This is a genomic window from Bacillus sp. YP1 (assembly GCF_000877815.1).
In the GTDB taxonomy this organism is placed as follows: domain Bacteria; phylum Bacillota; class Bacilli; order Bacillales; family Bacillaceae; genus Bacillus; species Bacillus subtilis.
In genome coordinates, this window is record NZ_CP010014.1 from 2574893 (window position 1) to 2589311 (window position 14419).

A 14419-nucleotide genomic window follows, 5' to 3' on the forward strand; every position below is an offset into this window, starting at 1 on the left:
AGACAGGCTGCCGGCCCTCATCCTTCCGAGTGCTTCACCGGTATTTCTGCATCTGTAAAAGCATGCAGCGGGAGCATTTCCACTCTCTCTTGAAATACGTTTTGAATGGTCCTTGCCATCATGTGCTCGGGCTGGTCGGTATAAAGCACGACTTCATCAGGCGCAATGGAAATCAGCGGCGCGAGCAAATGAGAATCAATATACATAGGATGATCCCGGACAAATCTTCTGTCTATGTATTTCATTTTTTCCCGTTCCGGCACATAGCGCAGCTCCCATAATGTAAAGGAACCATCATGGACAATATGCACTTTTTTGATTCGCGGCTGTTTGGCGTTCACATAGTCTCTGAGTGTTTGAATAAAGTTTTGATATTCCTGTTCCATCTTATATTCATCAATCGCTGCTTCTGTAATATCTCTCAGCTGCTTATAGTATGATCCAAGTCGGAAGGTCTGAAAGGAGCGAATGTAAAATACTCCTTCCTCTAAACAGATCGTTTGGAGTTCATCCAAAATAGATTGTTTCCGTGAAAGCTTCAGCGGCTCAAACGGAAGATCGTCTGCTTCACCTTCAATAATACTGTGTGCGAGCTGAAGGATTTGCTGCTGTTCATCCTGGTCCGTGAAACAATAAGTTTCCTCAATCAATGACAGCATATGCTCGTCTTCTTTGCATTCCAAAAAAAATTTGACCAGAATCGGCTCCATAAAACGCTGAATAGGAAAAGCCGGATTCGCTTTTTCAATCCCGATTTTTCGTATGCCTTCACGGACAATGATATTGTTCCGATCGTCCGAATGCTGAATGAGATGTAAAAAAGCGGCTGCATCATGGTCATCTTCAAAGATTATTTCAAGCATGTTTGTCCCCCCTTACGGCATCTGTTACAAGTATATGGGGGATGTTTTTAAAATAGACGTAAAGGTCATTGGCAAATCTTAATTTGATTCTTGGAACAAGTTTTGCATTTTCTTTCTGAGGATGAATGGCAGCGAGATAAACACGATATACAGAGCTAGGACAAGAAAGAAAGCGGGCAGATTGCCAGCCAAAAAGCTCGCACCCAGCACATTAAGCGCAATCGTCCCAGGAATGATACCCACAGCCGTCGCCGCAAAATACGGCAGCGCTTTGACATTGGAAAGGCCTGCCGCATAGCTGACGAAATCAAAATTGATCGGCAGGATTCTCAAAAAAAAGATATAGAAAAATCCGTTATCCTCCATTTGCTTCTGTATGGCTTCAAGCCTTTCGTAATGCCCGTTCTTTTTCGCCGAAAACAAACCGGCCGCAAAAAACGAAACAGCTGAAGCGCACATCGAACCGAATAACGTATAAAGCGTGCCGAGAAGCGGGCCAAACGCAAGTCCGCCAGCTATTGAAATAACAGACACCGGAAATAAAACAAGTGGCCTGACGATGGATATCCCGATAAACATCAGAGGTGCAAAGACTCCGAACGACAATACCCATACCCTGATTTCTTTCGGCGATACATTCAAATACGTTTTATTTCCCCAATAGAGTAAACCAGCACCTGCAAGCATTGCCAGCCATTTGACAGCGGTTTTTCGTTTCATACCCTCAGTTCCTTCCCCTTTGAACCACAGCAATTATGGATGTCGGCGGTTTTCTCCGTCAAGGCGGATCGGAGCAGCCAAATATAATATCCGCTCCATTAATCTTGCAGCTTTTACTTCTTCTTTTTCTCCCCTCTGCGAATACGTAAAATGATGCTTCAGCTCGTCAGGTGAGAAATTAGAAGAAAAGAACGTTGGCAGCTGCTGGGACATTCTGTGCTGAAGCACCGTTCCGATGACTTCATCCCTTACCCAGCTTGTCATTGATTCTGCTCCGATGTCATCAAGCATCAATACGGGTGTGGTCTTTACCATATTGAGCTTCTCTTCCAATGTCTGGTCTTGCAGCGAATTTTTAAGCTCTCTCACAAATTCAGGCACATAGACAATCATGGAGGAGTACTCTTTTTCCGCCAGCTCATTGGCAATTGCAGCGAGCATAAACGTTTTTCCTACCCCAAATTTCCCGTATAAATATAATCCTTTCCCTTTTCCCGTCTCATTATAGCTTTTCAGGAAGTCTGTAACATGCTGAAACATCGCGAGCCTGCTCGGGTCACTGATATCAACTTGTTGGAACGTCGCTCCGAGAAGATCCTGCTGGATATACATGCTTTTCATAAGAGACTTTTGTTTCTTCTGCTGGTCGAGCTTCCGTTTGACTGGACATTCATAATACTCGATATCAATAGACCGCCCATTGACAACAAGTTTCGGATGGTAGCCCTCCAACAAATTGTTGCAGTTTTCATCTTCCGAACAATAGGAGCAATTCTTGCTTTGTTCAATATATTCATAAAGCTTATTTAAGCTCTTTTCTATCATTTTTTGGTCAATCACTTCTTCGTTTTCCTTCAAAAATGCTTGAACATCTTGATCTTTCATGACTTTTTCCTTCATTTGTTCAAGACGTTTTTGGAAATCCGGCCTGCCGGTTACGCCCTGCAGGGAACGGCCGATTGGTTCCATCTATTCCTTCACCCCGCATCTCTGTCTTTAATAGGCAGAGTATTTTTTCAGTTTTTGCATTTCTTCCATCATCTTTTTCTTCTGTTCTTCCAAATCCTGCGGATGCAGCTTCTGCTGTCCGGATTCTGAGTCAGACGCTGTTTCCTTTTCTGTCATCCAATCAGGAAGCTTTTCTTCACGAATCACTTTTTGGTTTCGTTTCGAAGACTTTGTTTTTCCTTCAGCCCATTCAAGATACTGGCGGTTTTCTTCTATTGCGAGCTTCATCGCTTCCCTGACCGTTTTTACCTTTTTGCGTGCCCAATGCGAAGCGATTTTTTGGATATAGTTTTTCGACAGCTTCATGTCGGTTTTCAGCATGACATAATAAATTAACACATTTGTGACGCCTGGCTCGAGCTTCTGTTCGAACATAATTTCTTCTATGATCTTCAGATCAGCTTTTGACGGCTCTGTTCCGTCAGCAATGTCCTGCAGAAGCTTCTTCGGGGAAATCGCCTCCAGCAATGCGATCAGCTTCCCATCCAGAGAATCCTCTTCTGCCGGTTTTTCGCCTTCACGCAGATGCACCGGCTGTGTTTTTTCCACCAAATCGGGCAGCTGTCCGTTTCTTTCAATTTGATACCAGTCGCTCGCCGCTTTTCTTAATGCCTCCGTCGTAATGACGTCACGCTCATCAATTGCGCTCATTACAACATTTTGCATTTGCAAAGGGTCAATTCCGTACAGATAAGAAAGCTTTTTGATTGTGTCCCGCACCTGCTGGGTCATCGCTTTTCTCGGTATCATCGTCTCAGAAAGTCCCGCTAAAAACAAATCAAAATCAAATACATCCTCCGTTATGGTGTAGGACGGAGACTGTCCGACAGAAGTATACTCGGACCCCTCGGCAAGCCTTACCGTTTCCTCCATATCGGATGTGAGCTTCCATTCACTCGGCTGCAGCGATTCAAACGCATGATTAAACGGACGCGTAATGTCCTTCGCATCTTCTGAAATGGCCGGGTGCGTAAAAAATTGTTTTAATTGCTGATATTTCGTTTTTCCGACTCTATTATACAGAAAAACATTCAGCATTCCGTCTTCAAAAAATTCATTCGGTCTGAGCGGCGGAAGGAGTTCATATATAAAGAGGCGCTCCTGCCGCTCGGATTCTTTCATATATACTTTCAGCAATCCGATGCCCTCGAGCTTCCCCTGTTCCTGATGGATCGTTTTTAAGTTGGACTGTGTCATCCCCATCAGCTGTCTATGTGTGGACTCTCCGCCCCACAGACGGTTTTGTTCAAGCTCTCCCCACAATGTCATATAAAGAGAGAATGCAACAGGGCCGATTAAGGGCTGGTACAGTTGTGTAATAATTTGTCTGTCAATATCCTGCAGCATCGATCTGCTTTTAACCACATACGGGTCTACAGGCAGTACATCTTTCCAATAGTCAGCCATACATTCTCAAACCTTCCGAATTTGTTTCTACCTTTCATTTTACACCGTTTCTTATATCTATCAAATGCCAATTTTGCACATGAGAAAAGAGCTAGAAGAATCCTCTTAGCTCTTTTAACGCTCTTTCTTTATTAAGTCTTTTAATTCGTCGATAAAGACGTTTATATCTTTAAACTGCCGATAGACGGACGCGAACCGCACATATGCGACTTCGTCAATCTTAGCCAGCCGGTCCATGACCATTTCTCCGACGAGCTCACTCTTCACCTCAGAGCAGCCTTGATTGCGAAGCTCTTTTTCAATATCAAAGCACATGTCTTCAAGCGTTTTAAGTGAAACAGGCCTTTTTTCACATGCTTTTATGAGGCCGCGCAGCATTTTTTCTCTGCTGAATTCCTCACGCACACCTTCTTTTTTCACAACGATGAGCGGGGTTTCCTCCACTTTCTCAAAGGTCGTAAACCGGTAGTGGCAGGATTCGCACTCGCGTCTTCGGCGAATCGACTTTCCGTCATCCACAGGCCGTGAATCAAGGACTCGTGTTCCGTTATGCTGGCATGAAGGACATTTCAATAAAATCAGCTCCCAACTATATCGTTCCCTGCAATGTATTTTCGGCAGCCTCCGCCTTTTAAAAATAGATGTGACAGCATCTGTCGGGAGAGCCGTTGTTAAATTTGTTTCTATAGCATTAGGTGGTTTGTGAAAATCTCCTTCTTATTTTACAAAAAAAATGAAAAAAGAAAAAGCTGACACTCTCGTTTCTTTATAAAAATAAAAGGAGCATAAGCTAAAAAGCGCATAATGGCTTTCTAGCTTCAGCTCCCTTTGTGTTCGCAATTTACTTTATAGTACTTTCGCTTGCGCCTGTTTAATTTGCACAGGCCCCATTCCTCTTGGTATTTCAATGTTTTCTCTTGTATCAGCATGTAATGCCTCTGCAATGTAATCAGCAGCGACATTAGGATCTAAGTCTCCACAAGTATAAACATCAATGCTCGCATATCCGTGCTCAGGAAAACTGTGAATCGTTAAGTGTGATTCAGAAATAATCACAACTCCGCTTACGCCTTGCGGTGCAAATTTGTGAAATGCAACCTCGCGCACCTCAGCACCTGATTTTAGAGCAGCATTTACAAACGTTTTTTCAATAAAATCCATGTCATTCAGCTTATCAAAATCGCATCCCCATAGCTCGGAGATAACGTGACGCCCCATTGTTTCCATAGTCATGGACCCCCCTTAACAAGAATTAAAAAGTGAAATTCCAACAACTGGGTCGGCCATTTACCACGGGGGAAAGTTAGTCCGGAGAGGTCCTAACCCTTTAAGTAATTCCGAAACAGTCTCAAGCAAGAAGTTCACGAAAAATAGTATACTGTGTTTAAGTCTAATTTGCAAGGTGCGTTTTTTCAGAAATATGCTGTTAAGGGTTTTTTCTTTAAAATGTGTCCATGACCTTATTTTATACAGCAGACGGATGTTTCATTCGTGCCGCTACATGGCGGATCAGATCAACAACTCTGCAGGAGTAGCCCCATTCGTTGTCATACCACGCCAGCACCTTTACTTTCCTGTCTTCCATTACCATTGTTGTAAGCCCGTCAATGACCGCTGAATGCGGATTCGTATTATAATCAGTCGAAACGAGCGGTTCATCTGAGTAATCAAGTACACCGTACATCGACGTTTTGGCAGCGCGTTTAAATGCCTCGTTTACTTCTTCAGCCGTAACATCCGTTTTCAGATCAACAACGAGATCAACCAATGAGACGTTCGGAACAGGGACACGCAAGGCGAGGCCGTGAAGTTTTCCTTTCAGATGCGGCAGCACAAGCGAAAGCGCCTTTGCCGCTCCTGTTGTCGTCGGAATGATGGATTCACCGCAAGCCCGCGCCCGGCGCAAATCTTTGTGCGGGTTATCAATATTTTTTTGGTCATTCGTATACGCATGAACTGTAGTCATCAGACCACTCTCAATGCCAAACTCTTCATCCAGCACTTTTACAACAGGCGCAAGGCAATTTGTCGTGCATGACGCATTTGAAATAATGACATGGCGCTCAGCGTCGAATTGGTCCTCATTTACGCCCATCACAATGGTAACGTCTTCATTTTTTCCCGGAGCGGTCAAAATCACTTTTTTTGCGCCTGCTTCTATATGGCCCATCGCTTTATCTTTAGCATTAAACTTCCCTGTTGCTTCGACAACTATGTCAATATCATATTCCCGCCAAGGCAGCTGTTTTGGATCACGGCTGTTTAACAAAAGCACTTTCTTTCCATTTACGATCAGGCTGTCTTCACCAGCCACAACTTCTTTGTCGTATCTGCCGTGAATTGTGTCATACTTTATTAAATGAGCCAGCGTTTCTGCGGAATAGCTGGCGTTAATGGCCACTACTTGAATTTGATCGTCTAACATCGCTTTTCTAAAAACCATTCTTCCGATTCTTCCAAACCCGTTGATCGCTACTTTTACCTTCATGTTGGACACCCCTTATCAATTATGCCATCCTAATTTGTTACTATCTAAAATTAGTATAACACATTAAAACAAATTCGCCAGTACATATTGATAAAAATCAACGATTATAACGCTAATTTATGATGCATCTTATGTTTTCTTGCACAGAATATCAGGCGTAAGAACCAAAAAGCAGCCAGCGCTCCGCACTGACTGCCCTCATGCTTTATGATTCCTGTTTTAACTTATCATTGAGCACACTTTCTTCTAGCACAGAAAATGTATCCCCGTACACTCTGTTAATATGATTCGCTCCCCAAGCACACAGCATATCTAAAATTCCTTCTAAGCTGCGGCCGTATTCGCTGAGCTCATATTCCACTTTGGGAGGAACTTGATTATATACGATTCGTTTAATGACACCGTCCGCTTCCAGCTCGCGCAGCTGCTGAGTCAGCATTTTTTGCGTGATGTTGGGCATTAGGCGTTTTAATTCGCTTGTGCGTTTTTTTCCGTGCGTCAGATGGCATAAAATGACGCATTTCCATTTCCCACCGATCACTTCAAGAGTCGCTTCAACAGAAATGTTATATTTTTTCTTCTCCATACAATCCATTCTCCTCACAGGCACCAAAAAGTGACTATAGCACTTCAAAGTACGTACTTTTATTTCTTAACGATATGTTTCATAATCACATTTGCCGGCTGATTTGAATCTGCTCTTTTTTATTTATATAGCTTACTCGGCAGAATTTCAATCATACAACACATCTTACAAAGGAGGAACATCATGACTTCAGCCAATAAAAGTAGTATTCCTGCACTACTGGCTTTGGCCGTAAGTGCATTCGCAATAGGGACAACTGAATTTATCAGTGTCGGCCTTTTGCCGCTCATTGCTGATGACCTGGATATTCCCGTCACGACAGCAGGATTGACCGTTTCCCTTTATGCGCTCGGCGTTACATTTGGGGCACCTATATTAACTTCATTGACCTCAAGCATGTCACGTAAGACATTATTGCTTTGGATCATGTTTATTTTTATTGCCGGTAATACGATGGCAGCAACCGCTTCAAGCATCGGGATTTTACTAGCAGCACGTGTGATATCGGCATTTTCGCACGGTGTGTTTATGTCGATCGGTTCGACAATCGCAGCGGATATTGTCCCGGAAGATAAAAGGGCTAGCGCGATTTCAATTATGTTTACTGGCCTCACTGTGGCAACTGTAACCGGAGTTCCTTTTGGGACATTTATCGGCCAGCAGTTCGGCTGGCGTTTCGCCTTTATGGTCATTATCGCCGTCGGAATCATTGCTTTCATTACAAATGGCATTCTTGTACCGTCCAAATTACGAAAAGGGACGAAAACAACGATGCGGGATCAATTGAAGCTTGTGACAAACAGCCGGTTATTGCTTTTATTTGTCATTACAGCGCTTGGATACGGAGGAACATTCGTTGTGTTCACGTATCTGTCTCCCCTGCTTCAGGAAGTAACAGGCTTCAAAGCCGGGACTGTTGCAGTGATTCTGCTCGGATACGGAATAGCTATTGCTATCGGCAATATGATTGGCGGAAAGCTGTCAAACCGAAATCCAATTGCCGCTTTATTCTATATGTTTATCGTACAGGCAATTGTTCTATTCGTACTGACATTTACAGCCCCGTATCAAGCAGCTGGGCTCATTACCATTCTCTGTATGGGATTGCTGGCCTTTATGAACGTGCCCGGCCTTCAGGTGTATGTCGTCATGCTGGCTGAGCGTTTTGTCCCGAGTGCAGTTGACGTCGCATCCGCGATGAATATCGCTGCCTTTAATGCAGGGATCGCGCTTGGGTCATACCTTGGCGGTGTGATCACCGATTCAATCGGATTGATTCATACCGCTTGGATAGGCGGATTAATGGTGGTCGGTGCAGTCATTTTAACAGGCTGGAGCCGCTTGATGGAAAAACGAGATCGGCAGGAAGCCTGACAATTTTAAAAGGAGGAAATGAACATGACAACACATTTACAAGCAAAAGCAACACTTCATAATGGGGTAGAAATGCCTTGGTTCGGCCTTGGCGTGTTCCAAGTGGAAGAAGGATCTGAACTGGTAAACGCAGTTAAAACTGCCATTGTTCACGGGTACCGCAGTATTGATACTGCAGCAATCTATGGAAATGAAACTGGAGTCGGAGAAGGGATTCGGGAAGGCATTGAAGAAGCAGGCATTTCAAGAGAGGATCTGTTTATCACATCGAAAGTATGGAATGCGGATTTAGGCTACGAAGAAACACTCGCCGCGTTTGAAACAAGTCTGTCCAAACTCGGTCTGGATTATTTGGATCTATACCTCATCCACTGGCCTGTAGAAGGAAAGTATAAAGAAGCTTGGAGAGCGCTTGAAACGCTGTATAAAGAAGGCCGCATCAAAGCGATTGGCGTAAGCAACTTCCAAATTCACCATCTTGAAGATCTGATGACGGCAGCTGAAATTAAGCCTATGATTAACCAAGTGGAATTTCACCCGCGCCTCACACAAAAAGAGTTGATAAGATACTGCCAAAATCAGGGCATCCAGATGGAGGCTTGGTCACCTTTAATGCAGGGACAGCTGCTGGATCACCCTGTATTGGCTGACATCGCTCAAACATATAATAAATCTGTCGCACAAATTATTTTGCGCTGGGATCTGCAGCATGGCATCATTACGATTCCTAAATCAACGAAGGAACACCGCATTAAAGAAAATGCAAGCGTATTTGACTTTGAATTAACGCAGGATGACATGAACCGAATCGATGCACTGAATGAAAACTTGCGCGTCGGTCCTGATCCGGACAACTTTGATTTTTAATGGCAAAAAAACACCGTTCAATATGAACGGTGTTTTTTGATTATGCCCAGCTGTTCATGATTTCATCAAGCTGCCTTTTGGTCTCTTCAAACGTGCCGCTGTTATCAATGACTTGATCTGCTCTTGCTGTTTTTTCCTCTAAGGGCATTTGAGAGCGGATACGGCTGACTGCTTCTTCTTCCGTCAGCTGATTGCGCTTCATCAGACGTTCCAGTTGAAGATCTTTTGTCACACTGACCACAATAATTTTATCAACCAATGATTCCAATTTGCTTTCGAACAATAGCGGGATATCCAATACAACAAATGCCTCCCGATTTGCAACGGCTTCATCACGGCGATTGAGCATTTCCTGCCTGACTGCGGGATGAACAATTGCATTTAAAGCGAGACGTTTTTGTTCATTTGTAAATACCAGCGCTCCAAGCTTTTTTCTATCTATATCGCCATTTGAGAGCAGTATGTCTTCACCGAATTCGTCAATGATTTGCCGGTAGGCCGGCATCCCTTTTTCTACCGCTTGTTTTGCAATGATATCTGCATCTATAACTGTTATTCCTTTTTCAATCAGCATATTGGCTACCGTGCTTTTGCCGCTAGCTATTCCTCCCGTTAAACCAATGACTAAGGTCAAGAGATCCACTCCTTTTTACAATTTCCAGAGCCCAATCGTGATTAATAGAAGCCCCGGCAAAAACGCCATTTTATCGATCCATTTCCACTTAGACAGAAAATGGCCGGCATTGATTCCAATTGATACAAACAGCGAGCTCATGATTGCCACGGCGATGCTCATCACAATCGGCGAAAAACCAAGAATGGCTGCGCCTATACCTGCTCCAAAGGCATCAATCGATAAGGCAAATCCCAATAAGACCGCCTCAATTCCGTTGATCACACCCGATTTGTCGATATCCGCACTCATGGGTTTTCTCAAAATATGAATCACAATTCCTAATGACCGAACCTCTAAATTAAGCAGTGTTTTTTCATGCAATAGGTATTCTTTATCTTTTGCCGGTTTGAAAAATTGATACAGAACCCACGCACCGATTCCAACCAATATCAAACCGCCAAGCTTCTCCGTCACATATACAGGAAAAAACTTCGTGAGAAAGCTTCCGATCAGCATGGATATAAACATGACAGCACCGGAACAGCAGGCGATAACCAAAATCGCTTTAAACGGTATTTTCATTTTTCTCAATCCGTACGTAAATCCGACTGAAAAACTGTCCAAGCTGACAGCCAACGCCAGCAGCAGTATAGAAACCATTTGCATATCCGTTTCTTCCTTTCTGTTGGTGCTCTTGTATCAGATGTGAAATGCCCGGGATTCATCACAATCATATATATGGGAAAGTGAAAAATCCGTGTTTCGAAAATGGCATCCTCAATTACAGAGTTACTGATATATGCACCGACAGCTTGGACGATGAAGCATTATGCTACTTTTTTTTCTGGCACTTTGCGCAAAAATGCGTGCCTCTTCCTCCAACGACAATTTTCGAAATCATCGTTCCGCAATTTTTGCATGGCTCGTCTTTTTTTCCGTACACAAAATGCTGCAGCTGGAACATTCCGATTTCCCCTTGGGAGTTGATATATGAACGGACTGTGCTTCCGCCCGCATCAATCGCCTCCTGCAGAGTGTTTTTGATTTCAGCGTGAAGGGTTTTGATTGTTTTATCTGATAATTGATTTGCTTTTGTCTCGGGATGGACACCCGCTCTGAAAAGAGCCTCATCCACATAAATGTTCCCGAGTCCAACTACCGTTTTTTGATCCAGTAGGGCAGTTTTGACAGCGCGGTTTGTTTTCGCAAGCCGTTCTTTTAAATACGCACTTGTAAATTCTTCTGCATCCGGCTCCGGCCCTAACTGAGAAAGCGGGAGCTCGCCCGCTTCTTCTCCCGGTTTAAATAAGTGCATGGTTCCAAATTTCCGCACATCCCTGTACCGGAGCTGGGTTCCATCCGTCATCGTGAATATGACATGCACGTGTTTATCGTCAGGCTCCTCGGCTTGATGAAGACCGTATTTTCCTTCCATTCGAAGGTGAGAAACCATAACATAATGATCTAAATGAAACAGTAAAAACTTTCCCCGTCTTCCGATGGACTGTATCGTTTCTCCTGCTAGTTTTCGCGCAAATTCCTCCGGTTCGGCAGGCCGTTTGATGATATTCGGCCATCTGATCTCTACCGATTTGATTGTTTTTCCCTTTACAAGCCCGGTCAGAGTGCGCCGGACCGTCTCAACCTCTGGTAATTCCGGCACATCCATCACTTCCTATCTCTGTTTATTTCGCATCGTACCAAGATGGGCCTGATGCAAAGTCCACCTTTAACGGCACATCTAATGCAAGCGCATGCTCCATCACTTCAGGAACAAGCTTTTCAAGAATTTCAATTTCTTCCTTTGGCGCCTCAAAAATCAATTCATCGTGTACTTGAAGCAGAAGCCTTGCTTTCAACTGTTTTTCTTTCAGCTTGGCAGCCATGTCAATCATGGCTTTTTTGATAATATCAGCGGCGCTTCCTTGAATCGGCGTATTCATGGCCGTCCGCTCCGCAAAACTTCGGATATTAAAGTTCCGGCTCGTCAGCTCAGGGATGTAGCGGCGGCGATGCATAAGCGTTGTTACGTATCCTTTTTGTTTCGCTTCCTGTACTGAATCTTCCATGTACGCTTTTACGCCTTGGAAGCTTTCCAGATAGCGGTCGATAAATGCTCCCGCTTCCTTCCGGGTAATGCCGAGGTTCTGTGACAGACCGTAATCGCTGATCCCGTAAACAATGCCAAAGTTGACCGCTTTCGCCTGGCGTCTCATCGCAGATGTCACTTCATCCTTAGCGACATGGAACACATCCATTGCCGTTTTCGTGTGAATATCCATATCATTTGTAAAAGCTTCGATCAGATTTTCATCCTTTGAAATATGGGCAAGCACCCGCAGCTCGATTTGTGAATAATCGGCTGCAAAAATGAGCCAGTCTTTTTCAGACGGCACAAAAGCTTGGCGAATTTTCCGCCCTTCCTCAAGCCTGATCGGAATGTTTTGCAGGTTCGGATCAGTCGAGCTGAGACGGCCAGTTTGCGTTAAGGCCTGGTTAAATCGCGTGTGCACTTTATGCGAATCCGGTCTCGTCACCTTTAAAAGCCCTTCGATATATGTTGATTGAAGCTTGCCAATTTGTCTGTACTGTAAAATATAGTCGACAATATCATGCTTGTCAGCCAGCTTTTCAAGCACATCGGCAGACGTAGAATAGCCTGTTTTCGTTTTCTTTACGACAGGAAGGCCGATCTTTTCAAATAAGATGACGCCTAGCTGTTTCGGAGAATTGATGTTAAACGGCTCTCCCGCAATCTCATGGATTTTTTCTTCATATTCCTTCAGCTTCGTACCCAGTTCTTCACCCATCCGTTTTAAACGGTCAACATCGACTTTGACGCCAGTTGATTCCATTTCGCCGAGAATAAGCGCAAGAGGCATTTCCAGCTCTTCAAACAGTTCAAGCTGGTCGTTGTTTTCCAGCTCCTGAACGAGCTTTTCCCGAAGGCTTTGAATCGCTAACGCTTTGCGGCCAAGGTGCTCAGACAGTACGTCTTCTGACGGCACTGCTCGTTTTGCTCCTTTTCCATAAACTGATTCATCACTTGAAACGATATGCAGGCCGTAATCCTTAGCCACACTCGCAACGTCGTCATATGAATTGCCCGGGTTGATGATATAAGCCGCAAGGAGCGTATCAAACTCGGCTCCTTTCAGCTCAATGCCCTGCCAGCGCAAAGCGACAACAGCCCGCTTGCTGTCGAAGACCCATTTCTTCTGATCGTCATTTTCCACCCATTCTTTAAACACCTCAGACTCAACGGCAATGTCTTTCGGAATGAAATAAGCTCCCGTTTCATTTACGATCGAAAATCCGAGGATCGGCTCTTCATGATAATTATCGCCAATCTGTTCAACGACAAATGCGGATGGAGAAACCAATATATCGCTTGTCACGTCTGTGACTGTTTTGACATTAATGTCTTCCAACGATTGATCCTGTTCTGCTTCTGCACTGCCTTCTCCAAGCCGTTCAAGAAGCGTGTTGAAGCCAAGATCTTTAAAGATGGCAATGACCTGTTCACGATTAAAGCCCTGATATTCCAGGCCGGAAACAGATACCTCAATCGGAGCATCCGTCATAATTGTCGCAAGCTCCTTGCTCATCAATGCCTGATCCTTAAACTCCTCAAGCTTTTCCTTCAATTTCTTTCCGCTCACCTCGTCAATGGACTCCAGCAGCTTTTCAACCGAATCAAATTGTTTTAAAAGCTTAATCGCAGTCTTTTCTCCGACGCCGGGCACACCCGGAATATTATCTGAGGAATCGCCCATCAGACCCTTCATGTCAATGATTTGTTCAGGCGTAAGCCCATATTTCTCTTTGACATGCTCCGGTGTGTAAAATTCAACATCGGTAATTCCCTTTCTCGTAATGGCAACTGTCGTTTTGTCCGTTGCCAGCTGGGTTAAATCCTTATCTCCTGAGAAAACCTTAACTTCAAATCCGTCTTTTTCAGCCGATTTGGCCAGTGTGCCGATAATATCATCCGCTTCATATTGTTCCAGTTCATAGCGGCTGATCTGGTAGGCATCAAGCAGCTCGCGGATAAACGGCATTTGTTCGGAAAGCTCAGGCGGGGTTTTCTGTCTGCCGCCTTTATATTCTTTAAATGTGCCGTGACGAAATGTTGTTTTCCCGGCATCAAACGCAACCAGCATGTGCGTCGGTTTTTCATCCTCAAGCATTTTCATCAAAATCATCGCAAAGCCGTATACAGCATTCGTATGAACACCTTTATCATTGCTTAACAGCGGCAATGCAAAAAACGCCCGGTAAGCCAGACTGTTTCCGTCTACAAGCACTAATTTTTTTCGTTCCGTCATTCAATTTCCTCCTAAGAAGCCTCAGGCTTCCATTCATCTCTTACATAGTCATTAGCTCCTCTTATTTTAACAAAGTTCAATTTGAAAGGAAAATACGTGAACTATAAGAGAAGACACAAAAAAGGACGGGAACACAAATAGGTTCCCGCCGTCAAAATTGGC

Annotated in this window: 14 protein-coding genes; 2 read left to right on the top strand and 12 right to left on the bottom strand. The window is 44.2% G+C overall.

From position 1 onward, the window contains the following. Positions 1–17: 17 nt before the first annotated feature. The 8 genes from ytxC to QF06_RS12715 all read right to left on the bottom strand — a co-directional run bounded on the left by ytxC (position 18) and on the right by QF06_RS12715 (position 7072). A complete protein-coding gene (gene ytxC, locus QF06_RS12680; RefSeq protein ID WP_021480288.1) occupies positions 18–863 on the bottom strand; it encodes a putative sporulation protein YtxC in 846 nt (281 codons plus the stop codon). A 78-nt stretch (positions 864–941) separates the two neighbouring features. Beyond that, complete coding sequence (locus QF06_RS12685) at positions 942–1583, bottom strand: TVP38/TMEM64 family protein (protein WP_032726573.1); 642 nt, start codon at positions 1581–1583, stop codon at positions 942–944. Positions 1584–1616: 33 nt separating this feature from the next. Continuing rightward, positions 1617–2552: a primosomal protein DnaI gene (gene dnaI, locus QF06_RS12690; RefSeq protein ID WP_014480531.1), complete on the bottom strand. Its 936-nt coding sequence runs from the start codon at positions 2550–2552 to the stop codon at positions 1617–1619. Positions 2553–2579: 27 nt separating this feature from the next. Next, positions 2580–3998, bottom strand: coding sequence for a replicative helicase loading/DNA remodeling protein DnaB (dnaB, locus tag QF06_RS12695; RefSeq protein WP_015251489.1), 1419 nt, complete (start codon positions 3996–3998; stop codon positions 2580–2582). Positions 3999–4112: 114 nt separating this feature from the next. Beyond that, positions 4113–4571 (bottom strand): transcriptional regulator NrdR, encoded by a 459-nt coding sequence (nrdR, locus tag QF06_RS12700; protein WP_003223586.1) that lies wholly within the window; start codon positions 4569–4571, stop codon positions 4113–4115. A gap of 273 nt (positions 4572–4844) precedes the next feature. Continuing rightward, positions 4845–5225, bottom strand: a complete 381-nt coding sequence (gene speD / locus QF06_RS12705; RefSeq protein WP_003223584.1) for an adenosylmethionine decarboxylase — start codon at positions 5223–5225, stop codon at positions 4845–4847. A gap of 238 nt (positions 5226–5463) precedes the next feature. After that, a complete protein-coding gene (locus QF06_RS12710) occupies positions 5464–6486 on the bottom strand; it encodes a glyceraldehyde-3-phosphate dehydrogenase (RefSeq protein WP_003229459.1) in 1023 nt (340 codons plus the stop codon). A gap of 205 nt (positions 6487–6691) precedes the next feature. After that, entirely contained in the window at positions 6692–7072 is a 381-nt protein-coding gene (locus tag QF06_RS12715; protein ID WP_021480292.1) for a winged helix-turn-helix transcriptional regulator, read from the bottom strand. A 183-nt stretch (positions 7073–7255) separates the two neighbouring features. On the opposite strand from QF06_RS12715, the gene QF06_RS12720 reads away from it, so the two are divergent. Together QF06_RS12720 and ytbE are read left to right on the top strand one after the other, a co-directional pair. Then, positions 7256–8446: an MFS transporter gene (locus QF06_RS12720; RefSeq protein WP_015483547.1), complete on the top strand. Its 1191-nt coding sequence runs from the start codon at positions 7256–7258 to the stop codon at positions 8444–8446. A gap of 24 nt (positions 8447–8470) precedes the next feature. After that, complete coding sequence (ytbE, locus tag QF06_RS12725) at positions 8471–9313, top strand: aldo/keto reductase YtbE (protein WP_015714498.1); 843 nt, start codon at positions 8471–8473, stop codon at positions 9311–9313. 40 nt (positions 9314–9353) lie between these two features. Here the strand turns inward: ytbE and coaE are convergent, their stop codons facing one another. The 4 genes from coaE to polA all read right to left on the bottom strand — a co-directional run bounded on the left by coaE (position 9354) and on the right by polA (position 14257). Then, the gene (gene coaE / locus QF06_RS12730; RefSeq protein WP_015714499.1) at positions 9354–9947 is read right to left on the bottom strand and encodes a dephospho-CoA kinase; all 594 of its coding nucleotides are present in this window, start codon (positions 9945–9947) and stop codon (positions 9354–9356) included. A gap of 15 nt (positions 9948–9962) precedes the next feature. Beyond that, a complete protein-coding gene (gene ytaF / locus QF06_RS12735) occupies positions 9963–10595 on the bottom strand; it encodes a sporulation membrane protein YtaF (protein ID WP_003229449.1) in 633 nt (210 codons plus the stop codon). Between the two features lie 166 nt (positions 10596–10761). Then, positions 10762–11592: a DNA-formamidopyrimidine glycosylase gene (mutM, locus tag QF06_RS12740; protein WP_015714500.1), complete on the bottom strand. Its 831-nt coding sequence runs from the start codon at positions 11590–11592 to the stop codon at positions 10762–10764. A 22-nt stretch (positions 11593–11614) separates the two neighbouring features. Beyond that, entirely contained in the window at positions 11615–14257 is a 2643-nt protein-coding gene (gene polA, locus QF06_RS12745; protein ID WP_015714501.1) for a DNA polymerase I, read from the bottom strand. Between the last annotated feature and the right edge of the window lie 162 nt (positions 14258–14419).